General features: G+C 68.4%; 27 protein-coding genes. 13 read left to right on the forward strand and 14 right to left on the reverse strand.

The annotated features are described in order from the left end of the window. Positions 1 to 5: 5 nt before the first annotated feature. The 4 genes from ACV7NO_RS12105 to ACV7NO_RS12120 all read right to left on the reverse strand — a co-directional run bounded on the left by ACV7NO_RS12105 (position 6) and on the right by ACV7NO_RS12120 (position 2708). Complete coding sequence (locus tag ACV7NO_RS12105) at positions 6 to 716, reverse strand: ribonuclease T2 family protein (protein WP_463406241.1); 711 nt, start codon at positions 714 to 716, stop codon at positions 6 to 8. Then, positions 713 to 1168, reverse strand: coding sequence for a hypothetical protein (locus ACV7NO_RS12110; protein ID WP_463406242.1), 456 nt, complete (start codon positions 1166 to 1168; stop codon positions 713 to 715). The genes ACV7NO_RS12105 and ACV7NO_RS12110 overlap by 4 nt, the downstream gene beginning before the upstream one ends. 42 nt (positions 1169 to 1210) lie before the next feature. Then, on the reverse strand, positions 1211 to 2056 hold the full coding sequence (gene nadC / locus ACV7NO_RS12115; protein ID WP_463406243.1) for a carboxylating nicotinate-nucleotide diphosphorylase: 846 nt from the start codon (positions 2054 to 2056) through the stop codon (positions 1211 to 1213). A gap of 154 nt (positions 2057 to 2210) precedes the next feature. Beyond that, a complete protein-coding gene (locus ACV7NO_RS12120) occupies positions 2211 to 2708 on the reverse strand; it encodes an SH3 domain-containing protein (protein ID WP_463406244.1) in 498 nt (165 codons plus the stop codon). 109 nt (positions 2709 to 2817) lie between these two features. Between ACV7NO_RS12120 and ACV7NO_RS12125 the strand changes: the two genes are divergently transcribed. Both ACV7NO_RS12125 and ACV7NO_RS12130 read left to right on the forward strand, forming a co-directional pair. After that, entirely contained in the window at positions 2818 to 3828 is a 1011-nt protein-coding gene (locus tag ACV7NO_RS12125; RefSeq protein ID WP_463406245.1) for a 2-hydroxyacid dehydrogenase, read from the forward strand. 50 nt (positions 3829 to 3878) lie between these two features. Next, a complete protein-coding gene (locus ACV7NO_RS12130; RefSeq protein WP_463406246.1) occupies positions 3879 to 4283 on the forward strand; it encodes an acyl-CoA thioesterase in 405 nt (134 codons plus the stop codon). Between the two features lie 109 nt (positions 4284 to 4392). Here ACV7NO_RS12130 and ACV7NO_RS12135 read toward each other — a convergent pair whose 3' ends face one another. The 5 genes from ACV7NO_RS12135 to ACV7NO_RS12155 all read right to left on the reverse strand — a co-directional run bounded on the left by ACV7NO_RS12135 (position 4393) and on the right by ACV7NO_RS12155 (position 9914). After that, entirely contained in the window at positions 4393 to 5796 is a 1404-nt protein-coding gene (locus tag ACV7NO_RS12135) for an NAD(P)H-dependent flavin oxidoreductase (protein WP_463406247.1), read from the reverse strand. Between the two features lie 83 nt (positions 5797 to 5879). Beyond that, positions 5880 to 7058, reverse strand: coding sequence for a glycosyltransferase (locus ACV7NO_RS12140; RefSeq protein WP_463406248.1), 1179 nt, complete (start codon positions 7056 to 7058; stop codon positions 5880 to 5882). A gap of 78 nt (positions 7059 to 7136) precedes the next feature. Beyond that, a complete protein-coding gene (locus tag ACV7NO_RS12145; RefSeq protein WP_463406249.1) occupies positions 7137 to 8252 on the reverse strand; it encodes a glycoside hydrolase family 130 protein in 1116 nt (371 codons plus the stop codon). Then, positions 8249 to 9001: an SDR family oxidoreductase gene (locus ACV7NO_RS12150; protein WP_463406250.1), complete on the reverse strand. Its 753-nt coding sequence runs from the start codon at positions 8999 to 9001 to the stop codon at positions 8249 to 8251. Before ACV7NO_RS12150 ends, ACV7NO_RS12145 begins: the two co-directional genes overlap by 4 nt. 37 nt (positions 9002 to 9038) lie before the next feature. Next, positions 9039 to 9914, reverse strand: a complete 876-nt coding sequence (locus ACV7NO_RS12155) for an alpha/beta fold hydrolase (RefSeq protein WP_463406251.1) — start codon at positions 9912 to 9914, stop codon at positions 9039 to 9041. A gap of 37 nt (positions 9915 to 9951) precedes the next feature. On the opposite strand from ACV7NO_RS12155, the gene ACV7NO_RS12160 reads away from it, so the two are divergent. The 8 genes from ACV7NO_RS12160 to ACV7NO_RS12195 all read left to right on the forward strand — a co-directional run bounded on the left by ACV7NO_RS12160 (position 9952) and on the right by ACV7NO_RS12195 (position 17568). Beyond that, positions 9952 to 11316, forward strand: a complete 1365-nt coding sequence (locus tag ACV7NO_RS12160) for a protein adenylyltransferase SelO (RefSeq protein ID WP_463406252.1) — start codon at positions 9952 to 9954, stop codon at positions 11314 to 11316. A 68-nt stretch (positions 11317 to 11384) separates the two neighbouring features. Further along, entirely contained in the window at positions 11385 to 12800 is a 1416-nt protein-coding gene (gene astD / locus ACV7NO_RS12165; protein WP_463407334.1) for a succinylglutamate-semialdehyde dehydrogenase, read from the forward strand. Next, the gene (locus ACV7NO_RS12170; RefSeq protein ID WP_463406253.1) at positions 12797 to 13465 is read left to right on the forward strand and encodes a DUF2490 domain-containing protein; all 669 of its coding nucleotides are present in this window, start codon (positions 12797 to 12799) and stop codon (positions 13463 to 13465) included. The genes astD and ACV7NO_RS12170 overlap by 4 nt, the downstream gene beginning before the upstream one ends. Positions 13466 to 13659: 194 nt before the next feature. Next, positions 13660 to 14451, forward strand: a complete 792-nt coding sequence (cobA, locus tag ACV7NO_RS12175) for a uroporphyrinogen-III C-methyltransferase (RefSeq protein ID WP_463406254.1) — start codon at positions 13660 to 13662, stop codon at positions 14449 to 14451. Beyond that, entirely contained in the window at positions 14448 to 14744 is a 297-nt protein-coding gene (locus ACV7NO_RS12180) for a DUF2849 domain-containing protein (protein ID WP_463406255.1), read from the forward strand. Before cobA ends, ACV7NO_RS12180 begins: the two co-directional genes overlap by 4 nt. Then, positions 14744 to 16375 (forward strand): nitrite/sulfite reductase, encoded by a 1632-nt coding sequence (locus ACV7NO_RS12185; RefSeq protein ID WP_463406256.1) that lies wholly within the window; start codon positions 14744 to 14746, stop codon positions 16373 to 16375. Before ACV7NO_RS12180 ends, ACV7NO_RS12185 begins: the two co-directional genes overlap by 1 nt. Continuing rightward, entirely contained in the window at positions 16368 to 16817 is a 450-nt protein-coding gene (locus tag ACV7NO_RS12190; protein ID WP_463406257.1) for a DUF934 domain-containing protein, read from the forward strand. The genes ACV7NO_RS12185 and ACV7NO_RS12190 overlap by 8 nt, the downstream gene beginning before the upstream one ends. After that, positions 16810 to 17568 carry a phosphoadenylyl-sulfate reductase gene (locus tag ACV7NO_RS12195; protein WP_463406258.1) on the forward strand — a complete coding sequence of 253 codons (759 nt, stop codon included), beginning with the start codon at positions 16810 to 16812 and terminating at the stop codon, positions 17566 to 17568. Before ACV7NO_RS12190 ends, ACV7NO_RS12195 begins: the two co-directional genes overlap by 8 nt. A gap of 6 nt (positions 17569 to 17574) precedes the next feature. On the opposite strand, the gene ACV7NO_RS12200 is transcribed toward ACV7NO_RS12195, so the two are convergent. Both ACV7NO_RS12200 and ACV7NO_RS12205 read right to left on the reverse strand, forming a co-directional pair. Then, positions 17575 to 17802 carry a hypothetical protein gene (locus ACV7NO_RS12200; RefSeq protein ID WP_463406259.1) on the reverse strand — a complete coding sequence of 76 codons (228 nt, stop codon included), beginning with the start codon at positions 17800 to 17802 and terminating at the stop codon, positions 17575 to 17577. A gap of 40 nt (positions 17803 to 17842) precedes the next feature. Next, complete coding sequence (locus ACV7NO_RS12205; RefSeq protein ID WP_463406260.1) at positions 17843 to 19336, reverse strand: replicative DNA helicase; 1494 nt, start codon at positions 19334 to 19336, stop codon at positions 17843 to 17845. A 117-nt stretch (positions 19337 to 19453) separates the two neighbouring features. Here ACV7NO_RS12205 and ACV7NO_RS12210 point away from each other — a divergent pair, with 117 nt between their 5' ends. From ACV7NO_RS12210 to ACV7NO_RS12220, 3 genes are read left to right on the forward strand one after another with little or no spacing between them, the layout of a single operon-like run. Beyond that, positions 19454 to 19936, forward strand: a complete 483-nt coding sequence (locus ACV7NO_RS12210; RefSeq protein ID WP_463406261.1) for a UPF0262 family protein — start codon at positions 19454 to 19456, stop codon at positions 19934 to 19936. 6 nt (positions 19937 to 19942) lie between these two features. Then, the gene (locus ACV7NO_RS12215) at positions 19943 to 20617 is read left to right on the forward strand and encodes a glycoside hydrolase family 25 protein (RefSeq protein ID WP_463406262.1); all 675 of its coding nucleotides are present in this window, start codon (positions 19943 to 19945) and stop codon (positions 20615 to 20617) included. After that, the gene (locus tag ACV7NO_RS12220; protein WP_463406263.1) at positions 20614 to 21087 is read left to right on the forward strand and encodes a cytidine deaminase; all 474 of its coding nucleotides are present in this window, start codon (positions 20614 to 20616) and stop codon (positions 21085 to 21087) included. Before ACV7NO_RS12215 ends, ACV7NO_RS12220 begins: the two co-directional genes overlap by 4 nt. A 6-nt stretch (positions 21088 to 21093) precedes the next feature. Here the strand turns inward: ACV7NO_RS12220 and ACV7NO_RS12225 are convergent, their stop codons facing one another. The 3 genes from ACV7NO_RS12225 to radC all read right to left on the reverse strand — a co-directional run bounded on the left by ACV7NO_RS12225 (position 21094) and on the right by radC (position 23925). After that, positions 21094 to 21984: a GNAT family N-acetyltransferase gene (locus ACV7NO_RS12225; protein ID WP_463406264.1), complete on the reverse strand. Its 891-nt coding sequence runs from the start codon at positions 21982 to 21984 to the stop codon at positions 21094 to 21096. Further along, on the reverse strand, positions 21981 to 22934 hold the full coding sequence (locus tag ACV7NO_RS12230) for a polysaccharide deacetylase family protein (protein ID WP_463406265.1): 954 nt from the start codon (positions 22932 to 22934) through the stop codon (positions 21981 to 21983). The genes ACV7NO_RS12225 and ACV7NO_RS12230 overlap by 4 nt, the downstream gene beginning before the upstream one ends. A 295-nt stretch (positions 22935 to 23229) precedes the next feature. Then, the gene (gene radC, locus ACV7NO_RS12235; protein WP_463406266.1) at positions 23230 to 23925 is read right to left on the reverse strand and encodes a RadC family protein; all 696 of its coding nucleotides are present in this window, start codon (positions 23923 to 23925) and stop codon (positions 23230 to 23232) included. Positions 23926 to 23935 lie beyond the last annotated feature (10 nt).

The following is a 23935-nucleotide window of genomic DNA, read 5'->3' on the forward strand; positions in this document are numbered from 1 at the left end:
GGTCGTTACCGCGCACCACGCCAGATCTTCAACGTCGCCCCCGGTGCGAGCCCACCCTTGTCCGCCGAGCACCGCATATAGGCGAAGCGCTTGTCGAGGCAGATCCAAACCTCGTCGAGCCAGCCGCGCCGGTTCGCGGTGACGCGCATCATGTCCGCCCCAAGCCCCGGATTCGCGCGCGCCATCGCCTGCGCGAACCCGCCTGCGGTCAGCGGCGCACGCGACAGCGCGTCCATGTCGGGATAGCGCAGCCGCGCGTACAGCCCGGTCGATCGCGCGAAATAGTCCGCCGGCGCCAGCCCAGGCATGCACGTCCCGTGCTTGGCCCATTCGTGCTGGAGCAACTGCGCCGACGGCGTCGAGCACAGGTTCGCCGCGATCACCTGCCGCGACAGCAGCGGAGTCGCGCGACAATATTGCGGCCAGTCCTTGCCCACGCCATCGGGCCACAGGCCATGCAGTACGAACCCGAATCGGTTGCCGCTTCCGCACTGGAATTGCGCCGTTTCGCGCCGCGACACCTCGTGGCAATATTGCGGTGCCCAGCTGATCGCGAGCGTATAGCTCCCGATCGGCAACCGCCGCTCGGGCTGGTTCGCCGAGGGCAGGTCGGGCCGCGGTCGCGGGATCGTCGATGGCACCGCGCAACTGTAGGCCTGCGCCGACGCGACCGCGGGGGCGAATACCGCCGCCAATCCGAGCAGAACCGCCTTCATGTCGTCACCCCGCCCTCGTCACGATCCTCGCCGAACCAAGCCTTCGCCTCGGGTTTGAACAGCAACGATGCCGCCACTGCGTAGACGATATTCGCCACGATCCCGAAGATCGTACCGAGCGGCGCCGGAGTCGTCCCGGTCAGCAGCCCGAACCCGCCCAGCAGGACGCCGATCGCGGCCAACGCGGCGAACACCGCCACGATCCACTTGGTCACCACGTTCGGCACCCGCGCGGTGAAATACCACAGCAGTACAGCGATCGCGATCCGCAGCACCTGCGTCATCGGCATCACCCAAGCCATGTCGGACATCATCGGATTGGCCGCCAGCGCCGCCTGCCCGGCCTTCCAGCTCATCGCGGTGCCGACGAACAGCAGAGCATAGGCCGCCCAATAGAGCCGCTCGTAGGTGACGATCGCCCTTGGCCGCATCGAATCATGTCCCCCTGTCATGCCGCCCAAGGCTAACCCGCGCAGCGCGCCGCGCCAAGCCGGTCACGCCGCTGCGAAGTCGAGCCCCAGGTCCGCCGCCGGCGCCGACTGCGTCAGCCGCCCGACCGACACATAGGTCACCCCCGTTTCCGCGATCGCGCGGATCGTCTCCAGCGTCACGCCGCCCGACGCCTCGGTCGGCACGCGCCCGCCGACCAGCGTCACCGCGCCGCGCAACACCGGCGGCGGCATGTTGTCGAGCAGCAGGTGCGTCGCGCCCGCGGCCAGCGCAGGCTCGATCTGGTCGACGCGGTCGACCTCGACGATGATCTGCGCGATGCCGGCCGCCTTCGCGCGCCGCACCGCCTCGCCCACATCGCCCGCCACCGCGACGTGATTGTCCTTTATCATCGCCGCATCCCACAGCCCCATGCGGTGGTTCTTCGCGCCGCCCATCCGCGTCGCGTACTTCTCGAGCACGCGAAGCCCGGGGATCGTCTTGCGCGTATCGAGCAGCGTCGCGCCCGTGCCCCGCATCGCGTCGACATAGGCCCGCGTCATCGTCGCAATCCCGGACAGATGCTGGACGGTGTTGAGCGCGGACCGCTCCGCAGTCAGCAGCGCGCGCGCATTGCCCGCGATCCGCATCACGTCGCTGCCCTTCGCCACCCGGTCGCCGTCCACCGCGAGCATCTCGACGCGCACAGCGGGGTCGAGCGCCCGGAAGAACGCCTCCGCGATCCCCAGCCCCGCCACGACGATCGCATCGCGCGAGTCCATGACGCCATCGAACCGCGCGTCGGCGGGTATGACGGCGTCGGACGTCACGTCTCCGCCCTCGCCCAGATCCTCGGCGAGCGTGGCGGCAACGAAGGCGTCGAGATTGAAACCGGAGAGCGAGAAGGTCATGGCACGGCCCATATCCGTTCGTGCCGAGCTTGTCGAAGCCTGTCCTGAGCGCCTGCCTTGGCAGGCAGTCGAAGGGCACCGTCCTTCTCTCGTCGGACGGCAAAAGGAAAGACGTCCTTCCGACAAGCTCAGCGCAGACGCAAAACCAACCCGATCAAGGCAACGCCTCGTCCGCCCCCACGCCCCACAGCCGCGCAGCCTCGACGAACCCCGCCTGCCCGCGCACGTCGAGCCGGCACCAGCCGCCGGTGCACTGCGTCACCCGTCCGACCACGCCGGGCTCCGCGCGCCATGCCACCTTGGCGCTGCCGTTCGGCCCTTCGCGCAGTTCGACCACGCCGCCCTGAACCATCGCGGTGCGCGTCTCGCTGACCAGCGCGGCAAGCATCCAGCCCTGCGTGCCGCCCGGGTCCTCGACCTTGCGCCACTCCTTGAACACGTCGACCACCTTCACCGGCAGGTCGGGGCGTACGTAAAGCCAGCTTGCGGGATAGGTGCGGCCCGGCCCGGTGCGCATCCGCGCCTTGCCCGCGCTGATCGAGGCGAAATACGGCGTCTTGCGCTTCGCGTCCGCCGCGCCGGCTCCGTCCGATACCAGCGCCGCCGCGCCCAGCGCGAGCGCCGCCGCCATCAAGCCCCTGTTTCGCCGCATCTTCTTCACCCCTGTCGCGTCTGCCTGCGCCGTCCTCCTGTAGCGCCCGGCGCCCCCTTGCAGCAACCACCGGTTGACGCCCGGCACGCGCTTCGCCAATCCAACTCGCATGGTCGAGCCGAACCGCCCCGTGAATCCTCGGACCACTCCTCGCGTGATCGTCACCCGCGAGTTGCCGGATACGGTGATGGACCGGCTCGAGGCGCTGTTCGACGCACGCAACAACCGCGCCGACGCTGTGATGGACCGCGCCGCGCTCGCTGCGGCGATGGCGGAGTGCGAGGTCCTCGTCCCCACCGTCACCGACACGATCGATGCGGGCCTGATCGCGGGCGCGGGCGAGCGGCTGAAGCTGATCGCCAATTTCGGCGCGGGTGTGAATCATATTGATCTCAAGGCCGCCCGCGCCCGCGGGATCATCGTCACCAACACCCCCGGCGTCCTGACCGAGGATACTGCGGACATGACGATGGCGCTGATCGTCTCGGTCCCCCGGCGCCTGGCGGAGGGCGAGAAGCTCGTCCGCTCGGGCGAGTGGACCGGGTGGAGCCCCGGCGGGATGCTCGGCCACCGGATCGGCGGCAAGGCGCTGGGCATCGTCGGGATGGGCCGCATCGGCCAGGCGGTCGCCCGCCGCGCGCGCGCCTTCGGGCTCACGATTCACTATCACAACCGCCACCGCCTGCCCAAGATGGTCGAGGCCGAACTCGGCGCGCAGTGGCACCCCCATCTCGACGAGATGCTCGCCGCGATCGACATTCTGACGATCCACACTCCACGCAACGCGGACAGCGAGAACCTGATCGACCGCGCGCGGATCGCGCTGCTCCGCCCCCACGTCTACCTCATCAACGCCAGCCGCGGCGGCATCGTCGACGAGGATGCGATGGTCGAGGCACTGGAAGCCGGTCGCCTCGCCGGCGCCGGGCTCGACGTGTGGTGCCATGAACCCGCGATCGATCCGCGCCTGCTCGCACTCTCCAACGTCGTCATGACGCCGCACATGGGGTCGGCCACCTATGAAGGCCGTCTCGCGACCGGGGACAAGGTGATCCAGAATATCCGTATGTGGGCCGACGGCCACCGCCCGCCCGACCAGGTGCTCGAAGGCTGGGCCTGAATTTCACGAGGGCCGTCGCAAACGCCTCCGTGACCTGCTATATCGTCCGGGTGACTACAGCGCCCGCCCCCCATCACTTCCCGATCGGCATCGATCCGGCCGATATCGATTTCATGGGGCACGTCAACAACGCCAGCTACCTGAAGTGGGTGCAGGACGCGGTCATCAGCCACTGGCAGCGGCTGGCGCCGGCAGAAGCCGTCGCCACCCATGCATGGGTGGCGCTCAAGCACGAGATCACCTACCGCAAGCCCGCCTTTCTCGACGACGAGGTGATTGCCACCGTCCTCCTCGAAAAGGTCCACGGCGCACGCGCCTTCTACGAGACGATCATACGCCGCGGTGAAGAGGTTCTCGCGGAAGTGAAGTCGAGCTGGTGCTGCCTCGATGCGGAGACGCTGCGCCCGGCCAGGCTCGCGGCGAACGTGGTGGAACGGTTCTTCCCGAAAGATTGAGCGGCCGTCACCACGGCCAAAACTGTCATTCCAGCGAAAGCTGGGATCTCGTGCAGCAAGGACGGCGCGTGCAAAAACAGATCCCAGCGTTCGCCGGGATGACGCGTTCTCAATCGCCCGTCAGGATCCGGTCCACCAACTGCTTCACCGTCGGCACGAACCCGTTCGAATAGAAGGGATCGCGCTTGAAGTTGTACGCCGCATGCCCGGCGAACATCAGGTTCTGTTCGATATCGCCGCCATGCGCGATATCCTGCAGCGTCTTCTGGATGCAGAAGCTGCGCGGATCCGCCAGCCGTCCGGTCGAGTTCGTCTCGGTATCCGCCCAGCTCGAGAACAGGCACTGCGACAGACAGCCCATGCAATCCGCCTGATCCTTGCGGATGTCCTGTTTTTCGCCCGGCGACACGAACACCAGCGTGTTGTCCGGGGTCTTCAGCGCATCGGTGAAGCCATGACCGAACCACTCGCGCGCGCGCAGCAGGTCGCCCTTCGTCACCCAGAAATTCTTGCCCTTCACCCCCACGTCGAGCTGGAAGACATGGTCCCCTGCCTCCTGCGTGGAAAACGCGATCTGCCGCTCGCTGCGCGCTTCCAATGCGCGCAGGAACGGGTTGCGCACCGCCGACGAATAGAAGCCGGTCGGCGAGAAGCGGTGGAGCAGCACCTCACCCTCCTCGATCTGCGTCAGCTTCGCCTTCCATCCCTCGGGGATCGGGCTCTCCCGCGTCAGCAGCGGGCGCGTGCCGTACTGGAACATGATCGATCCCAGTTCCGGATTGTCGATCCAGTCGTTCCAGTCGCGCAGATACCAGACGCCCCCCGCCATCACGATCGGGGTGCTGTCGGGAATCCCGCCCGCGCGCATCGTCTCGCGCAGTATCTTCACGCGCGGGTACGGATCCTGCGGCTGCAACGGATTTTCCGCGTTCGACAGCCCGTTATGCCCGCCCGCCAGCCACGGATCTTCATAGACCACCGCCGACAGCCACTCCGCGGCCTTGGAATAGGCGCGCTTCCACAGCGCGCTGAACGCCCGTCCCGAACTGACGATCGGCAGATAGCTGACGCCGTAGGATGCGGTGATCGCCGACAGCTTGTACGGCATACCCGCGCCGCACGTCACCCCCGCCACCAATCCGCGCGTGCGTTCGAGCACGCCATGGAGGATCCGCTCCGCGCCGCCCATTTCCCACAGCACGTTGATGTTGATCGCGCCCTTGCCGCCCGCGATGTCGTGCGCGCGCTCGACCTGCTGGACCGCGCCCTCGATCGCGTACTCCACGAGTTCCTCGTGGCGCGCACGCCGGGTCAGCGCGCTGTAGATCTGGGGGATGATCTTGCCGTCGGGGTCATAGCTGTCGGCATTGACCGCGCTGACCGTCCCGATCCCGCCCGCCGCCGCCCAGGCGCCCGCGGACGCGTGGTTGGTCGCGGCGACGCCCTTCCCGCCCTCGACGAGCGGCCAGACCTCGCGGCCTCCATAGACGATCGGCTTCAGGCCCTTGAACACGACGGAACGACACCTTTCGAACACAATTTTCGCGGCCCCATATAGCGAAACGCCGCCGCGACGCGAGGAAATACGCTTAGGGCCTAGCCGAGGATGCCCGGCCGCCCCATCGCCTCAGCATAGAGCGCGGCATAGCGCGCGATCATCACCCCCTCGTCATACTCCGCGCGCGCCTTCTCCCGGTTCGCCGCGCCGATCGACGCGCGCATCGCGGGATCGTCGATCAGCGCCTGCATGGCGTCGCGCAGCCGCACTTCGCCGCCATGCTTCGTGATGAATGGCGCGTTCTCCGCCGCGACCATGGCGGCGATGTCGCCCACCGGCGGCGCGACCACCGGCAGCCCCGCCGCCATCGCCTCGACGATCGCGATCGGGAACTGCTCGGAGCGGGACGACATCGCCAAAAGGTCGAAATGCCCGAAATAGCGATAGGGTCGGTCGAGGAATCCCGGCAACACCACCCGGTCCTCGATCCCCATCGCCTCCGCCGCATCGAGGATCGCCTGCCGCTCCGGCCCCTCGCCGACGATCACAAGCCGGAACTGCCCCGACAGCCCACCCGCCGCGCGCACCAGCGCAGGCAGGTCCTTCACCGCGCGCAACCCCGCGACCGTCCCGATCACGACTTCGCGTTCGTTGCGAACGAACCCCGGTATCGCCTTGGGATCGGGTGCATTCGCGTACTGCATCGTTAGGATACCGTTGACGATCCGGTGGACCCGCGCGCGCGGCTGCTTCCACGTTTCCAGCGCGATCATCTCGAGCGTCCGGCTCGGCACCACCAGCGCATGCGCCGCGCCCAGCGCGATGCGGCGGTAGTAATTCCGCTCTCGCTTCAGCCCGTTGGCCTCGTCCTCGTTGAACCCGTCCTCGTGGTGCACCAGCGGCGGCGCGCCCTTCGCGAACACCTGCCGCGCCATCACCCCGTCGATCGCGCCCCAGTTGTACGTCAGCACCAGATCGAACCGCTGCATGTACCGCGCGACCGCCTGGAATCGCGCCACCGACAGCCGCCCCTTGAGCGGCGGCGGATCCTGCGCGATCTCGTACTTCACGCGTTTGTCGATCGCCGCGCGGGCGCCCAGCGCCTCGGGTACGCCCGACACGATCGTGTGCCGCGCCCGGTCTCCGAACGCGTTCATCAGCCGGACCGCGCGCGCCTCCTTGCCGCCAAGATCGAAACTGGAATGGAGGTGAAGGATATGCGGTACGGACAACCCGTGAACTCCGTAGCACCCGTCATGCCGGGCTCTTCCCGACATCCACCACGCGCGCGCGGGACGGTCCGCATCCGATAGCCGAACACGCCTGCCGGGACGAGCCCGGCATGACGCCATTCGTTACCCGATCGCATCCTTGGGAATATGCGTGATCCGGCACGCCAGGTCCGCCTCTCCGCTCGCGACGATCCACACGTCACCGCCATCGACCAACCCCGTCGTGAAGACGACGTTATCGAGATACATCTGGTGCGCGATCGGCTCGGTCAGCGTCGGCGCGGGCTCCAACAGCGGGGCATGCCCCGTCGCGATCGTCACGCTCGGATCGTCGCGGTCGAGCAGCGTCCAGTAGGTGCGGTAGATGCCCACCATCCCCGACGGTTCCACCCCGTGCCACAGCGTCAGCCAGCCCCGGTCGGTCAGTACCGGCTGCGCGCCGCCGCCCATCCGCGCGGTCGCCACCGTATCCGCGTGTGGACGGATGCCCGGCTTGTCGCACGGCTTCCAGTGCAGCGCGTCGGGCGAAGAGGCGAGGTTGATCGACGGCCCGGCGCGATAGTCGCTCCCCGGCGGATAGGCGAAATACAGGTCGCCCAGCGGCCTTGTCTGCGCCCAGTATTTCCCGCCGATCAGCCCCTCGAAGATCAGCATGTCCTTGTTCTGGTGGTCGAGCACGATCCCGTCGAGCCGCCAGTCGACCGCATCGTCCGAGGTGTAGAGCGCCGTCGCATGCCGCTCCGGGCTCACTGAGCATGACGTCATGAAGTACCGCTCGCCCACCCGGCTGATCCGCGCATCCTCGACGCCATAGCACTGGTAAGACGCGCGCGGCACGATCGCGCGATCGTAATGTACCGCCTCGACGCGGCGCCCCTCGACGTCGAGCTCGATCGGCAACAGCCACGACAGCGACGTCAGCGCCATCACCTTCCACCCGCCGCCGCGCATCATGAACTTGCGCGGATCGGCGGTGTCGACCAGCTGGAGGGGCCACGGATCGAGCGCATAGCCACTATCGTCCCAGCGGATCGCATTGACATTGCCGTCGAACACCGGCGTCCGCAATGCTTCCGCCACGCGCACCATCAGCAACAGGTTGCCATTCGGCAGCCGCGTCATGCCGGGATTGAACGCGCCGAGAATGTAGGTTTCCGCGTCGATCTTCCCCGCCAGCGGGGAGCGCGACAGGTCGATATCGTCGGGTGCGAAGACGAGATGGTCGAGGGGGTAGGTCATTCCTGATCCTGCATCCGTGGCGAAATGGTCAGCTGCTGGACGACCGCACGGCGCGGCTGGGTCAGCAGATAGTGGACGCCCACCGCGATATCCTCGGCGCGCAGCGATTCGTCCTTCGCGATCTTCTCGCGCTGCTTTTCGGGCGGGTCGGTCTGCATGTCGCTCCCGGTCAGCCCCGGCTCGACCAGCGACACCTTGATCCCCTGCGTCCCCAGTTCGCGCCGCAGCGCGATCGCGAACCCCTGGATGCCGTACTTGATCCCCGCATAGACGGTCGAGCCCGGCCCCAGAACATAGGCGCTCATCGATCCGATCAGGACGATGTCGCCTTCACCCTCCATCGCCCCCGCAGCGCGCTGCGCGCTCAGCAGATAGGCGGTAAAGTTGCTGCCGATCGTATAGCGAAGATCCTCCTCGCTCATCTCGGTCAGCCCCTCGGCATGCTTCGCCGCGTTGACCACCGCCACGTCGAGCCCGCCCAGATAGGCAAGCCCCGCCTCGAAGAACGCACCGACATTGTCCGCCTCGGCCAGGTCGATCGCGATGCCGTTGCCCTCGCCCACCTCCCGGATCCGCGCCAGCGCGTCGGCGAGATGCTGCTGGTCGCGCCCGCAGATGAAGACCTTGGCCCCCTCGCTCGCCAGCAGCACCGCGATCGCGCGCCCGATCCCGGTCGTGCCCCCGGTAACGAGCACGCGTTTTCCCTTGAGGGGTACGACATGGGTATGCGCGTCGGCTAGATCGATCATGGCGGCTCCGGCGTTTGGGGTGTCGCCGACAAGCGCGTCAGGCGGGGGCGGGTTCCGTCGCGCGTGCCAGCAGCCGCTCGATGGGCGCGTGGAGTGCGGGCTCGACCAGCGTCGGAGTATGCCCAACCCCCGGCACCGTCACCAGCTCGGCACGGTCGAGCGCGCCCACCATCCGCTCCGCGACCCGCGCCGACAGCACGTCGGACCGCGCCCCGCGCACCACCAGAGTCGGCACCTGCTTCAGCGAAGCCAGCGCCTTCCACATATCCGGCCCCGCCTCGTTGCCCGGAACCCGGAACGGCTCCGCGATCTTCAGGTCGTAGTCGAGCACGATCCGCCCCGAGCTGTTGAGCCGGTACAGCCGCTTCGCCATCGCCAGCCACGCCTCGACGCCCCAGTCGGGATACACGTCCCGGTTCGCATCCTGCACCGCGCGCGCCGCGTGCATCCAGGTCGGCCAGACGCTCGACTTGCCGACATAGCCGCGGATCCGCGACAGCCCCGCCGCCTCGATCTCCGGCCCCACATCGTTGAGCAGCGCGCCCGCAAGCCGCGCCTGTGCCGTCCCCGCGAGCAGCATCGTCACGATCCCGCCCAGCGACGTCCCGAACGCGATGTAGCGATCGATCGCCAGCTCCCCCAGCAGCGCCTCGACATCCTGCACGTATGTGAGCGGGACGTACGTCATCGGATCCTTCGAATAGGCGCTTTCGCCGCGTCCACGGAAATCGATCGCGATGACGCGCCATTGCCCCGCCAGCCGCTCGGCCAGGTCGGCGAAGTCGCGCGCGTTGCGCGTCAGCCCGGCCATGCACAGGATCGGCGGCCGCCCGTCCGCGCCGCCGGGATAGTCGCGCGCATGAAGGCGCAGGCCGTCGTTCGACCACCAGTACCGATTTTCGTAAGCTGGCATGGTTGCGTCCCGCGTTGGCGATGCCCCATATCGCCGGATGCCCGTACACCCGCAAGCCTGGCGTCCCGAAACCGCGATCCTGTCCCTCGGCGACGACTTCTACGACCCCGTCGTCGCCGCCGACTTTCCCGAGACGCGCCTGCGTTTCCGCAACGATCGCGCCGCCGCCGGGATCGGCGTCGACACACTCGACGACGCCGAATGGACCGGGCATTTCGGTCGGTTCGTGCCGCTTCCGGGCACGCTCCCGCACCCGCTGGCGCTGCGCTATCACGGCCACCAGTTCCGCACCTACAACCCCGAGATCGGCGACGGCCGCGGCTTCACCTTCGCGCAGATGCGCGATGTCGGGGGACGGCTGATGGACCTCGGCACCAAGGGCTCGGGCACCACGCCGTGGAGCCGGTTCGGCGACGGCCGGCTGACGCTCAAGGGCGGCGTCCGCGAGGTGCTGGCGAGCGAGATGCTCGAGGCGCTCGGCGTCACCACCTCGCGCTCGCTGTCGCTGATCGAGACGGGCGAGGCACTCGATCGCGGCGACGAGCCCTCCCCCACCCGCTCCGCCGTCCTCGTCCGGCTCAGCCACGGCCATATCCGCATCGGCACCTTCCAGCGGCTGGCTTACCTCCGCGATGACGACGGGCTGCGCCGCCTCACCGCCTATGTTCTGCGCAATCTCTACGGCGAGGAGTCCGACGATCCCATCCGCCTCCTCGACCTCGTCGTCGCGCGCACCGCGACGCTGGCCGCGCGCTACATGGCCGCCGGATTCGTTCACGGCGTACTCAACACCGACAACATCAACGTCACCGGCGAGAGCTTCGACTACGGCCCATGGCGGTTCGCGCAGACTTGGGACCCTACCTTTACCGCCGCCTATTTCGACCATGCCGGTCTCTACGCCTTTGGCCGCCAGCCCGAGGCGATCCACTGGAACGCGATGCAACTCGCGGTCTCGCTCCGCCCCATCTGCGACGCCGAGCCGTTGATCGCCACGCTCGAAACCTTCGCCGACCGCTATCAGCCCGCCGTCGCCGACGCGATCCTCTGGCGTCTCGGCGTCACGCCCCACGGCACCGCCGACGATACGGCGCTCGTCCAGCATCTCGAACGCGCGCTCCGCGAAACCGGCGCGAATATCGACAACGTCTTCTTCGACGCCTTTCCCGGCACCCTGCCCGCCAGCTACGGCACGGAATGGGACGCCGTCCGCGCCGCCCTTGCCGGCTACACCCCGCGCGCCGCCCGTGGCCAAGCCTATTGGCAGGAAACCCCCTGCGGCATGCCGATCGAGGAGGTCGAGGCGATCTGGCGCGCGATCGACGCCGACGACGACTGGTCCCCCTTCCACGCCAAGGTCGCCGCGATCCGCGCGATGGGCGCCGCCCTGAGAGACGGGTAGAAATCCCGCGCGCGTTGCGGCAAGAGCCGCCGGATGCGTAACGGTCGCACATGGAGCACGGAACCAGCATGAGCGCGATCGAACTCGTCTCGACCGAGCCGGCGACCGGTGCCACGCTGTGGCGCGGCGCGATCAGCGACGTCGACCAAGAGGTCGCGACCGCGCGCTCGGGCTGGGCCGCCTGGGCCGCGCGCCCGCTGACCAACCGGGTCGAGACGCTGCGCCGCTTCGCCAACATCGTCCGCCAGCGTGCCGACGCCTTCGCGGACCTGATCGCACGCGAGACGGGCAAGCCGCTGTGGGAAGCCCGGACCGAAGTCGAGAGCGTCGTCGCCAAGGTCGACATCTCCGTCAGTGCCTATGCCGATCGCACCGCGCAGCGCCGGCTCGACGCGCCGATGGGCAGCCGCATGGCGGTGCGCCACAAGCCGCACGGCGTGCTCGCGGTGCTCGGCCCCTACAACTTCCCCGCGCATCTCCCCAACGGACACATCGTGCCTGCGCTGATCGCGGGCAACGCGGTCGTCTTCAAGCCGTCGGAAAAGACCCCCGCAGCGGGCAAGTTCCTCGTCGACTGCTATCACGCCGCCGGCGTGCCCGAAGCCTGCGTCCGCCTCGTCGTCGGCGGCCCTGCGGAGGGCAAGGCGCTCGCCGCGCATGCCGGGATCGACGGGCTGCTCTTCACCGGCTCCGCGCGCACCGGCCTCGCGCTCAACCGCGCCTTCGCCGAAAAGCCCGAGAAGATGTTGGCGCTGGAAATGGGCGGCAACAACCCGATCGTCGTCTGGGACACGCCCGATCTCTATTCCGCCGCGGTCCTCATCGTGCAGTCCGCCTTCACCTCGGCGGGGCAGCGCTGCACCGCCGCGCGCCGTCTGATCGTCGGCGAGTCGATCTACGAACCGTTGATGGTCGAGCTCGACAAGATCGTCGCGCGGATCATCGTCGGCGAGCCCCACGCCGATCCCGCCCCCTTCATGGGCCCGGTGATCGACAACGAGGCGGCGGACGAACTCGGTGAAAGCTTCCTGACGCTGCTGATGCGCGGCGGCCGCCCGCTGCGCCATCTCGGCCGCCCGATCGAGGGCCGGCCGTTTCTCACCCCCGGCATCATCGACACCACCGACGTCGCGGATCGCCCCGATGTCGAGCTGTTCGGCCCGATCCTCCAGGTCATCCGCGTCGCCGATTTCGACGCCGCGATCGCGGAGGCGAACAACACCCGCTACGGGCTGTCCGCCAGCCTCATCAGCCAGACGCCGTCGCTCTACGACCGTTTCTGGGCGAACATCCGCGCGGGCATCGTCAACTGGAACAAGCCGACCAACGGCGCCTCCTCGGGCGCGCCATTCGGCGGCATCGGCTGGTCGGGCAACCACCGCCCCAGCGCCTATTATGCCGCGGATTACTGCGCCTATCCGGTCGCCTCGAACGAGGCGGAGGCTGCACGCGCGTCGATCGGCCTTGGACTGCGCGACTCGTGAAGCATATCGTCCTGCCCCTGTTGCTGGTCGCGACTCCGGCAGCCGCACAAGTCACGAAGGACGAGGCGGCGTGGATCAACGTCACGGTCCAGGGCCCGGTCAAGGACCGCGTCGTCTATTTCGCCGAGGTCCAGCCGCGTCTCCACGACGGTGTCTCGCGGCTCGGCCAGCTCATCGCGCGCGGCGCGCTCGGCTGGAAGCTGACCGACACGGTCACGCTGTACCAGGGCTATGCCCGCGTCATCGACTATGCCGCGGTCCGCGACGGCATCGAGAATCGCAGCTTCCAGCAGGTGACGTGGAACGTCGCCAAGGGCCGCCTCGGCGAGCTCCAGTCGCGCACCCGCCTCGAACAGCGCTGGATGGTCGGTAGCGGCGACTTGGGGCTTCGCGTCCGCCAGATGGCCCGCTGGGAACTCCCCTTGCAGAAACGCGACCGCGCGATCGCGGCATTGACGTCGGTCGAGGGGTTCCTCGCGCTCGACGACACCGATTGGGGCGCCGTCGCGGGCGTCGATCAGGTTCGCCTATTCGGCGGCGCCGAAATCCCGCTGTTCGGCAAGTCGACGCTCGAGGCGGGCTACCAGGCGCAGATCGTCAACCAGACGCAAGGCCGCGCGCGCGTTCGCCACATCGCCGCGCTGACGTTCCAGATCCGGCCGTAAGCCCCCCTTCCCAACTCCGCCGGCACTGAGCTTGTCGAAGTGCTGCCCTTCTTACTCAACGTCGGAAAAGAAGGGCAGTGCTTCGACAGGCTCGGCACGAGCGGTCTTGGGAAGAGCAACCCCAAAGCCCAGCTAGGCCGCGGCCAAGCATCGCTCGATTGCCAAGTCCCGCCAGCCGCACCATTTCCCGTCCCATGGCGACCCTACTCGATCCGTCCGCGCGTGGCCGCGTGATCCTCGTCGGCGCAGGCCCGGGCGACCCCGGCCTCCTGACCGTCCGTGCCGTCGAGGCGCTCGCCGCGGCCGACGTCGTCGTCCATGACGGGCTGATCGACCCGCGCGTCCTCGATCTCGCCCCTGCGTCGGCGCAGCGTATTTCGGTCGCCAAGCAGCGCGCGCGCCACACCCTGCCGCAGGAAGCGATCAACGCGCTGATCGTCGCGCACGTCCGCACCGGCGCGATCGTCGTCCGGCTCAAGGGTGGCGACCCCTTCATCTTCGGCCGCGGCGGCGAGGAGGTCGAGGCGGTCCGCGCTGCCGGCCTCCCCGTCGAGGTCATTCCCGGCGTCTCCGCGGCGCTCGGCTGCGCGGCGGAGGCGATGCTCCCGCTCACCCACCGCGACCACAGCAGCGCGGTCAGCTTCGTCGCGGGCCAGTGCAAGGGGCTCGCCGATCAGGACTGGTCCGGGCTCGCCGGGCAGGGCCGCACGCTCGTGATCTACATGGGCGTCGCGACCGCCGCCGACATCGCGGACAAGCTGATGGCGGATGGCGTCGCCCCCGACATGCCCGTCGCGGTACTGGAAAAGGGCACGCTCGTCGGGCATCGTGCGCTCAAGACCCTGCTCGCGGACTTGGGCGCGATGGTGACACGCGAGGCGGTCCAGAGCCCCGCGATCATCGTCGTCGGCGAAGTCGTCGAGCTGTCGGACGCTGAGGACAAGCTCGCCCGCTGGGCGCGCGCGGTGGAGAGCATGAGCGCATGAAGCTGCTGACGGGCAACGATCTGCCGACCGGTGATGTGATCTGGTGGACCGGCAACGGCTGGTCGCGCCGCGTCGAGGACGCCGCCGATGCCGCCGATCAGGGCGACTCGATCGCGCGCGCCGAAGAGGGCGCGCGCCGCGTCAACGGCCCCTATGTCATCGACGCGACCGCGACCCCCGACGGCCCCCGCCCCGCCCACATCAAGGACCGCATCCGTGCCCTGGGCCCCACGGTGCGCCCCGACCTGACCTTGAAACCCGCCGACCCCGCCGCCGGCAACTGGGTGATCTGATGTACAAATACGACCAGTACGACCAGGCGATCGTCGACGCCCGCGTCGACGAGTTCCGCGATCAGGTGAAGCGCCGCCTTGCTGGCCAGATCACCGAGGACCAGTTCAAGCCGCTCCGGCTGATGAACGGCCTGTATCTCCAGCTCCACGCGTATATGCTGCGCGTCGCGGTGCCCTATGGCACGCTCGACGCGCGCCAGATGCGGATGCTCGGGCACATCGCGCGCAAGTACGATCGCGGCTACGGCCACTTCACCACGCGCCAGAACATCCAGTACAACTGGATCAAGCTCGATGACGCGCCGGACATCCTCGCCGAGCTGGCGACGGTCGAGATGCATGCGATCCAGACCAGCGGCAACTGCATCCGCAACATCTCGTCGGACCAGTATGCGGGTGCCGCCGCGGACGAGGTGACGGATCCGCGCCCCTGGGCCGAACTGATCCGCCAGTGGAGCACCTTCCATCCCGAATTCACCTATCTGCCGCGCAAGTTCAAGATCGCGGTGATCGCCGCGGACGAGGATCGCGCCGCGATGCGCCTCCACGACATCGGCATCCAGCTGCTTGAGCGGGACGGCGTTCTCGGTGCGAAGATCTTCGTCGGCGGCGGCATGGGCCGCACCCCGATGATCGCGCCCAAGATCAAGGACTTCGTCACCGCGGACGAACTGATGAGCTATCTCGAGGCGTGCCTGCGCGTCTACAATCGCTACGGCCGCCGCGACAATATCTACAAGGCGCGGATCAAGATCCTGATCCACGAGATCGGCGCGGCAGACTATGCCCGCCAGGTCGAGGAGGAATGGGCGCAGGTGAAGCTGCAGGGGATCGATCCCCCCGCGGCCGAGCTCGCGCGGATCACCGCCTTTTTCGGCGAGCCCGCCTTCGCCACCGATGCACCTGACACGCTCGATCGCACCGATCCGGACTTCGCGGTCTGGCTCGACCAGAACGTCAAGCCGCACAAGCGCGCGGGCTACGCAATCGTCAACATCAGCCTGAAGCCGATCGGCGGCATCCCCGGCGATGCGTCGGCCGACCAGATCGACGTCATGGCCGATCTCGCCGAGCGCTATGCGTTCGACGAACTGCGCGTCACCCACGCGCAGAACATCGTGCTGCCGCACGTCCGCAAGGCCGATCTCCACGCCGTCTGGCAGGCTTTGGCGGAAGCCGGGCTGGCGGAGGCCAACCTCGATCTCATCAGCGACATCATCGCCTGCCCCGGGCTCGACTATTGCTCGCTCGCCAACGCGCGCTCGATCCCGCTCGCGCAGAAGATCGCGACGCGCTTCGCCGATGCCGAACGCCAGCGCGATCTCGGCGAACTCAAGCTCAAGATCAGCGGCTGCATCAACGCGTGCGGCCACCACCATGCCGGCCATATCGGCATCCTCGGCGTGGACAAGAAGGGCACCGAGAACTACCAGCTCCTGCTCGGCGGATCGGGCGCGGAGGATGTGTCGCTCGGCAAGATCACCGGCCCCGGCTTTTCCGAGGACGGTGTCGTCGACGCGATCGAGCGCGTCACCGATCGCTACGTCCAGGTCCGCGAACCCGGCGAGCGTTTCCTCGACACCTATCGCCGTGTCGGCTTCGACACGTTCAAGGAGGCGATCTATGGGTGACCTTCGCGACACTGCCGACAGCCTGCTCCGTTTTCGCGAGGACGATGCGCATGACGAGCCAGCGGTCACGCTCGATTCCTTCCTCGCGGGCCAGACCAACGCGGGCGCGGTCCGGCTCGAGGCGGGCGACGACGCGCGCGCGCTGCTCCCGCATCTAGGCCAGCTCGCACTGGTCGAGGTCAGCTTCCCTACCTTTCGCGACGGCCGCGGCTATTCCTCTGCGCGCGTGCTCCGCGAGGCGGGCTATGCAGGCGAACTGCGTGCTGCTGGCGACGTGCTCGTCGATCAGGTCCCGCTGATGCGCCGCTGCGGGTTCGACAGCTTCGCTCCCGAAGCCCCGATCGATCCCGCCACGCTCCAGCGCAGCCTCGATCGCTACGACACGCCCTACCAGAAAGCCGCCGACGGCGGGGTCCCGGTATGGAAGCTGCGTCATGGGTAACGCCGCCCGCGTGCTCGACACGATCGACGTCGCCCCCGCCTTCACCCCCGCCGACGCCGCCGCATACCAGGCGCGTTTCGCCGGCGTGTCCGCGCAGGACATGCTCGCCGAGCTTCTCGAAGGCGAACTGCGCGGGCGCATCGCCGCGGTGTCGTCGTTCGGGGCGGAGTCCGCGGTGCTGCTGCACATGATCGCCGCGGTCGACCGCGACGTGCCGGTCATCTTCACCAACACCCAGAAGATGTTCGGCGCAACGCTTGCCTATCGCGACGAGCTGTCCGAACGCCTCGGTTTCACCGACCTGCGCGTCTACCGCCCCGATCCGCGCCTGCTCGCCGCGAAGGACGCGACCGGGCTGCGCTGGTCCTACGATCCCGATGGCTGCTGCGACCTGCGCAAGGTCGAGCCGCTGCGCCGCGCACTCGCGCCGTTCGACGCGTGGATCTCGGGCCGCAAGGGGTTCCAGTCGGGCACCCGAACCGCACTTCCCCGCTTCGAGGAGGACGAGGGCCGCCTCAAGATCAACCCGCTCGCCGACTGGGACAAGGCAAAGCTCGACGCCTATTTCGCCGAGCACGAACTGCCCCGCCATCCGCTCGAGGCCGAGGGCTATCTCTCGATCGGCTGCGCGCCGTGCACCTCGAAGGTCAAGCCCGGCGAAGACCCGCGCGCGGGCCGCTGGCGCGGCTGGGACAAGGTCGAATGCGGCATCCACGTGCCCACCGCGCCGGGGGAAGATCCGGTCTTCTGATCGTTCTCAGCCGCCGGGTTTCGGCGCCACATATCCCGGATCGCCCGGCTGGTGGCACTGGCCGCGTACCACCACGTTGCCCATCAGCCCGCCCCGGACCTGCGGCTCGCCCGTCATCACGAACGTGCCGCCGTCCTTGCGGCATTCCTTCTCGGCGGTCGCGACCGCGCTTCGCTTCGTCGCCTCCACGCATCCCCCGCAACCGATCGTGCCGATCGTGAGAATCGCGCCCATGACGCGCACCTTCGCCGAACCCCGTGTCATAACCCGCATCTCAATACCCCGCGTAGTCGCTGAACTTCGTGATCGTCGGATCGAACTTCATCCGCACCTTGCCCGTGGCACCGTGCCGTTGCTTCGCCACGATCAGCTCGGCCAGCCCGAAGCACCGCTCCATCTCGGTCATCCACAATGCGTGGTCCTCATGGATCTTCGCGCTGTCGCCCTCGGTCGGGCGCTTGGGCTCCTTCGCCGCGACGTAGTAATCCTCGCGGTACACGAACCACACCATGTCCGCGTCCTGCTCGATCGATCCCGATTCGCGCAGGTCCGACAGCATCGGCGTCTTGTCCTCGCGCGTCTCCACCGCGCGGCTCAGCTGCGACAGCGCCAGCACCGGCACGTCGAGATCCTTGGCCAGCGTCTTCAATCCGCGGCTGATCTCGGAGATTTCCTGCACGCGGTTGCCGTCCTTGCTCTTGCCCGAGCCCGTCAGCAGCTGGAGATAGTCGACCACCACCAGCCCGATCTCGTTATTGTGCCGCCGCTGGAGCCGCCGCACGCGCGTGTGCAGCGCACCGATCGAAAGCCCGCCGGTATCGTCGATGAACAGCGGCAGGCTCTCCAGCTCCGCCGCGGCGGCGGCGAGCTGCCCGAACTCGGCACGGCTGATCTTGCCCATGCGCAGGCTCTCGGACGAGATGCCCGACTGTTCCGCAAGGATACGCGTCGCCAGCTGGTCCGCGGACATTTCCAGGCTGAAGAACGCCACCTTCGCGCCCACCGAATCCTTCGGCGCGATCCCGTCGCGCATGTCCTGCATCCAGCGTCGCGCGGCGTTGAACGCGATGTTGGTGGCGAGCGACGTCTTGCCCATGCCCGGACGACCCGCCAGGATCATCAGGTCCGAATGATGCATGCCGCCGATCTTGGCGTTGATGCTGTCGATCCCGGTCGTCACGCCCGACAAATTGCCGCCGGAATTGAGCGCGCGCTCCGCCATCCGCACCGCCGCGGTCGTCGCCTGCGCGAACGACTTGACCGAATTCTCCGCGCCGCCGTCACCCGCGACGCGGAACAGCTCCTCCTCCGCCAGCTCGATCTGCGCGCGCGGGTTGACCTCCTCGGACGTATCGACCGCGCGCTCCACCAGCGTCCGCCCCACGCTCACCAGCGCGCGCAGCATCGCGAGATCATAGATCTGCGTGGCGAACTGCCGCGCGCCGATCAGGCCCGCGCCGGAGCCTGTCAGCCCCGCCAGATACGCCGGCCCGCCCAGCTCGCGCATCCCCTCGTCCGCCTCGAACATCGGGCGCAGCGTCACCGGGGTCGCGAGCATGTCGTTGGAGCGCAGCGTCTTGATCGCGGCGAACACGCGGCCGTGGACGGGTTCGTAGAAATGATCGGGTTCCAGCCGGTCGACGATGTCGTCGGCCAGCCGGTTGTCGATCATCATCGCGCCCAGCATCGCGGCCTCCGCCTCGACGTTGCGCGGTAGCTGGACCGCCTCGGGGGGGGAGGCCGGGGCGGGGAATGCGAGCGTTGCCATGGGCGTGCCATTACCCCGCCTGCCCCGCGGCTCCAACAACGGTGCAGCGAGAATGCCGTGGATAAGTGCGTACGTCGGACAAGTGACACGCGCCCGGCTTGACGCTATCGGCAAGGAATGGCCGATCCGCGGATCATCGATGTCGAGCTCGACGAGCGCACCATCCTGTGGCGCTCCGCGGACATCGAGCAGGAACGCCGGATCGCGATCTTCGACCTGATCGAAGGCAATCATTTCGCGCCGCAGCGCGACCATGCCGACGGCTATGCCGGCCCCTACCGGATCGCGCTGTCGGTCGAGGAAGGCCGCCTCGCGATCATGATCCGGCGCGAGGATGGCTCCGATCTCGAAACCTACGTGCTCGGCCTCGGACGCTTCCGCCGCCCGATCCGCGACTATTTCGCGATCTGCGACAGCTATTACCAGGCGATCCGCCAGTCGACGCCCGCGCAGATCGAGACCGTCGACATGGCCCGCCGCGGCGTTCACAACGATGCCGCCACGCTGCTCAAGGAGCGGCTGGAGGGCAAGATCGACATCGATTTCGACACCGCACGCCGGCTGTTCACGCTGATCTGCGTGCTTCACATCAAGGCCTGACGCGCGATGTGGGGCCTCGGGCGCGCGCTCGTCATCCTGATCGTCGTCATCGTCGCGGTCGCCGCGGCATGGATCGCCGCGATCCGCTGGCATCCGGCGACGAAGACCTACCCGGTCCAGGGCATCGACGTGTCGGAGGCGAACGGCGCGGTCGACTGGAACACCGTTGCGGGCGCGGGCGCCGATTTCGCCTATGCGGTCGCGACGCACGGCGCCAGCGGGCGCGACCAGCGGTTCGAGGCCAACTGGCGTGAGATCGAGGCGGCCGGGCTCCGCCGCGGCGCGATCCACGTCTACTCGCTGTGCCGCCTCGCGACCGACCAAGCCGATGCGTTCAACACGATCGTCCCCAGGGATCCCGCCGCGCTGCCCGCCGCCGTCCTCGTCGCCTACCAGCCCGATTGCGACGCCCGCCCCGACCGCGAGGTACTGGTCGGCGAGCTCAAGCGCTTCCTCACCGGGGTCGAGACGCATCTGGGCAAGCCGATGCTCGTCAAGGTTTCGCGCGGTGTGGAACGCGACTATCGCCTCGGCGAGGCGCTGCCGCGATCGATCTGGGCGATCGGCAACGTCTTCCCGCCCGATTACACCGCGCGGGGATGGCGGATGTGGCAGGCCAGCGACATGCGCCGGATCGAAGGGATCGAAGGACCCGTGAACTGGGACGTTGCCGCACCATGACTGATACCGGGACCGATACAGCGGTCGATACCGCCGCCCGCCTGATCGCCGCCGCGCGAGAGGCCGCGCTGCATGCGCACGCCCCCTATTCGCGCTTCGCGGTCGGCGCCGCGCTGCTGATGACGGACGGTTCGATCGTCACCGGCGCCAATGTCGAGAATGCCAGCTACGGCCTGTCGCTGTGCGCGGAAACGGTCGCGATCGCCACCGCCAGCGCGCAGGGCCGCCTGCGCGAGATCGTCGCGATCGGCGTCATCGGCGGCGCGATGAACGCCGCCGGCCGCGCAACGGGGCTCACCCCGGTCAGCCCGTGCGGCCGCTGCCGGCAGGTCATCAACGAAGCCGCGCAGATGGGCGGTCGTGACCTGCCGGTGCATTGCGGCGCGGCGGAGGGGGACGCGATCGCCAGCTATCGCCTGTCGGAGCTGTTGCCCGCCGCGTTCGGCCCGGCCGATCTCGGCATCGGATAGCGCCCGCTACGCCCGCCGCACCCGCTTCGCCAACGCCGACAGCGCAGGCGAAGCCGCCCACCGTTTCGCCACCCGCATCGCGCCGTCGAATCCGCGCAACGCCGCCACCGTCGCGCGGTTCGCCATCGTCGCGCGCAGCAGCAGCACATCGCGACACGCGACCCCGTTCGATGCCAGCCCGCGCTTGTGCTGCCCCTCGCCCTCGGTGAAGTCGAACTTCGCGAACCGGTCGCCAAACAGGTCTGCAAGCGCGACGCCCATCAGCACCGATCCCGGCGACAGCACGGCGTGCGCCGGATCATGCCCGACATAATCGTAGCGCAGCGTGTCGCCGTCCGCCGAGCACCACAGATACGCGATCGGCACGCCGGCGAGGCACAACAGCCACGCCCGCACCCGGTCCTCGCCCGCCAGCGCCACCATATGCCGCACGAACCCCGCATCGCCGGGCAGGCCGGACTGCATCAGCCGCTCCTGATACGTCGTCGCCGACACCGCGCGCGCCAGCGGATGGAACGCGGCCAACTCCCCCGCGGTCCGGTAACGCCGCACGTCGAGCGTACCGCCATCCGCCTGCGCCAGCCTCTTCGCCTTGCGCTTCAACCCCGACCGCGCCTGCCCGGACAGTCCCGCCAGCCACGCCGCCTCCCCCGCCGCCAGATCGACGAACCACCGCGTGTAGCGCTGCCGCTCGAACACGATCCCGCTCCAGTCGAGCGCGATGCCCTCGGGCAGCGACGTCACCAGATGTCCGTCGTCCGCCGCCCCCAGCGGCGGCAACGCTGGTGCCCTGCCCGCCAGCGCATCCGCCAGCGAAAACCCGACCCTGTTGAGCCGCTTCGGGATCGCCGCCAGCGTCCGCGCGCCGATCTGGAACTTCAGCGCAACAGCCGTCACGCCGCGCGTTCCTCGACCAGGTTGGACCAGAGCTGTTCCGCCTGCCGCCATCGCAACCGCAGCGCACTCGGCGCCAGCGGCGCGTCGTCGCGGTCGAGCGCCAGTACGGGCGCGTCCGCGAAATGCGTCGTCGGCGCGACGTCGCGCATCACCTCGAGCATCGCCGCCAGCGCCTCGAACCGGCGGACATGGACGCCGTTCGCGCGCGTCCCCAATCGGTTCGCCAGCTCGAAGCTGTGCCCGACGATCGTCGTCGCGACATGATCGAACGCGATCGCGTGCTCGATCGCCGCGCGCATCTCGCCCGCCGACAGCGCGCAGATCTGGAAGGTGCGCAGGTTTCCGGGCTGGTCCTCGATCACCGTCACCGGCACCTCGACGACGCCATGGTGCGCGACCGGCGCGATTTGCCGCGGCGGCAGCCCGACCCCGCTCGGCCAGGGATGCTCCGCCCCGTTATGGCTGCTGTCATACGCGAACCCCAGCGACGCCAGCGCCGCGAGCGTGTCGTCGTTGGCGGCATAGCTCCCCGCCCGGAACGCGACCGGCGCGGGCGCGCCCGCCGCGACCAGCAAACCGGTCGCGCCCTCGATCAGGTCGCGCTGCTCGCTTCGGGAATATTCGATCATCTCGAATCGCGCATGGGACGCCCCACGATCCCCCGCGACCGCCCCCGTCCAGTTGGGATGGAGGTGGAGCTGCACCTCCTGTCCGGCGTCGAGGATCGCGCCCACGATGCGCTTGAACGGCTCCAGCCCATAGACGAGCGCGGGCATCGGATCGACGAAGAACGTCGCCTTCAGTCCATGCCGCGCGAGCACGTCGAGTTGCCACGCGAGCCCGACGCCCGCTGGCTCGAGCGACAGCGCATGGATCGTCGCACGATCATGCCCCGCGGCATGGTGCCGCCAGGCGAACTCGGTATCGATGGTCAGGAACACGGCCGGCATGCTTCGCGGATAAGCCAGCGCCGGTGAAGATTCGGGTAACGCCCACGGCTTCACTACCGACCGTATCCCGGTGCAGGCCGGGGCCCAGCCCCGATCAAAGACTCGCGCGGTAGCGTGATCGGCGCATCGCGCCGAGACTGGATCCCGGCGCCTGCCGGAATACGGAGGCTCCTGCCCACCCTAGGTCCAATCGGCATTCAGTTATTATTGCCGGCGCCGCTCGCCAAAACCGTCACCCCGGACCTGTTCCGGGGTGACGAACATGATAGCGTACCAGGCGGAATGCCGATCGGACCTAGATCAACCCCTTCGCCCGCAAACTCACCTGCCCGTTCAGCCCCACGATGATATGATCGTGCACCGCGATCCCCAGCCGCTTGCCCGCCTCGATGATCGAGCGCGTTACCTCGATATCGGCATGGCTCGGCGACGGATCGCCAGAGGGATGGTTGTGGACCAGAATGATCGCCGCCGATCCGATGTCGATCGCGCGCCGGATCACCTCGCGGACATGGACGCTCGCCTGGTCGATCGATCCCTGGCTCATCACCTCGTCGCGCACGAGCATGTTGCGGGTATTGAGGTGGAGCACCCGGAACCGCTCGATCGCATGGTGCGCCATGTCCGCACGCAGATAGTCCGCCAGCGCCTGCCAGTTCGCCAGCACCGGACGCTCCGCCACCTGGCTCTTGAGCAGCCGGATCGCCGCGGCGTGCGCGATGCGGATCGCCGCGGCCGAGGTTTCGCCCATCCCGTCGACGCGCCGCAGCGCTTCGGCATCTGCGGTCAGCAGGCCGCCGATCCCCCCAAACTCCTTCAGCAGCGCCTTGGCGAGCGGCTTGGTATCCTTTCGCGGGATCGCCAGCATCAGCAGATACTCGATCAGCTCGTGATCGAGCAGCGCGTCGCCCCCGCCGTCCAGCAGCCGCCCGCGCAACCGCGCGCGGTGGCCGTGGTTGCCGTGGTCGGCGGGCGGGTCGCTGTCGGCCATGATGCGCGCG

The sequence above is a fragment of the Sphingomonas sp. Ell38C01 genome (assembly GCF_055231975.1).

Excerpts from the sequence above, each read along its gene's own strand:
- ACV7NO_RS12195 (WP_463406258.1), top strand. The coding sequence starts at position 16,810 with ATGGGTAACGCCGCCCGCGTGCTCGACACGATCGACGTCGCCCCCGCC.
- astD (WP_463407334.1), top strand. The coding sequence starts at position 11,385 with ATGAGCGCGATCGAACTCGTCTCGACCGAGCCGGCGACCGGTGCCACG.
- ACV7NO_RS12110 (WP_463406242.1), bottom strand. The coding sequence starts at position 1,168 with ATGACAGGGGGACATGATTCGATGCGGCCAAGGGCGATCGTCACCTAC.
- ACV7NO_RS12105 (WP_463406241.1), bottom strand. The coding sequence starts at position 716 with ATGAAGGCGGTTCTGCTCGGATTGGCGGCGGTATTCGCCCCCGCGGTC.
- ACV7NO_RS12220 (WP_463406263.1), top strand. The coding sequence starts at position 20,614 with ATGACTGATACCGGGACCGATACAGCGGTCGATACCGCCGCCCGCCTG.
- ACV7NO_RS12180 (WP_463406255.1), top strand. The coding sequence starts at position 14,448 with ATGAAGCTGCTGACGGGCAACGATCTGCCGACCGGTGATGTGATCTGG.
- cobA (WP_463406254.1), top strand. The coding sequence starts at position 13,660 with ATGGCGACCCTACTCGATCCGTCCGCGCGTGGCCGCGTGATCCTCGTC.
- ACV7NO_RS12120 (WP_463406244.1), bottom strand. The coding sequence starts at position 2,708 with ATGCGGCGAAACAGGGGCTTGATGGCGGCGGCGCTCGCGCTGGGCGCG.
- ACV7NO_RS12215 (WP_463406262.1), top strand. The coding sequence starts at position 19,943 with ATGTGGGGCCTCGGGCGCGCGCTCGTCATCCTGATCGTCGTCATCGTC.
- ACV7NO_RS12200 (WP_463406259.1), bottom strand. The coding sequence starts at position 17,802 with ATGGGCGCGATTCTCACGATCGGCACGATCGGTTGCGGGGGATGCGTG.
- ACV7NO_RS12210 (WP_463406261.1), top strand. The coding sequence starts at position 19,454 with ATGGCCGATCCGCGGATCATCGATGTCGAGCTCGACGAGCGCACCATC.
- nadC (WP_463406243.1), bottom strand. The coding sequence starts at position 2,056 with ATGACCTTCTCGCTCTCCGGTTTCAATCTCGACGCCTTCGTTGCCGCC.
- ACV7NO_RS12230 (WP_463406265.1), bottom strand. The coding sequence starts at position 22,934 with ATGCCGGCCGTGTTCCTGACCATCGATACCGAGTTCGCCTGGCGGCAC.
- radC (WP_463406266.1), bottom strand. The coding sequence starts at position 23,925 with ATGGCCGACAGCGACCCGCCCGCCGACCACGGCAACCACGGCCACCGC.
- ACV7NO_RS12205 (WP_463406260.1), bottom strand. The coding sequence starts at position 19,336 with ATGGCAACGCTCGCATTCCCCGCCCCGGCCTCCCCCCCCGAGGCGGTC.
- ACV7NO_RS12160 (WP_463406252.1), top strand. The coding sequence starts at position 9,952 with ATGCCCGTACACCCGCAAGCCTGGCGTCCCGAAACCGCGATCCTGTCC.
- ACV7NO_RS12155 (WP_463406251.1), bottom strand. The coding sequence starts at position 9,914 with ATGCCAGCTTACGAAAATCGGTACTGGTGGTCGAACGACGGCCTGCGC.
- ACV7NO_RS12190 (WP_463406257.1), top strand. The coding sequence starts at position 16,368 with ATGGGTGACCTTCGCGACACTGCCGACAGCCTGCTCCGTTTTCGCGAG.
- ACV7NO_RS12145 (WP_463406249.1), bottom strand. The coding sequence starts at position 8,252 with ATGACCTACCCCCTCGACCATCTCGTCTTCGCACCCGACGATATCGAC.
- ACV7NO_RS12150 (WP_463406250.1), bottom strand. The coding sequence starts at position 9,001 with ATGATCGATCTAGCCGACGCGCATACCCATGTCGTACCCCTCAAGGGA.
- ACV7NO_RS12140 (WP_463406248.1), bottom strand. The coding sequence starts at position 7,058 with ATGTCGGGAAGAGCCCGGCATGACGGGTGCTACGGAGTTCACGGGTTG.
- ACV7NO_RS12185 (WP_463406256.1), top strand. The coding sequence starts at position 14,744 with ATGTACAAATACGACCAGTACGACCAGGCGATCGTCGACGCCCGCGTC.
- ACV7NO_RS12125 (WP_463406245.1), top strand. The coding sequence starts at position 2,818 with ATGGTCGAGCCGAACCGCCCCGTGAATCCTCGGACCACTCCTCGCGTG.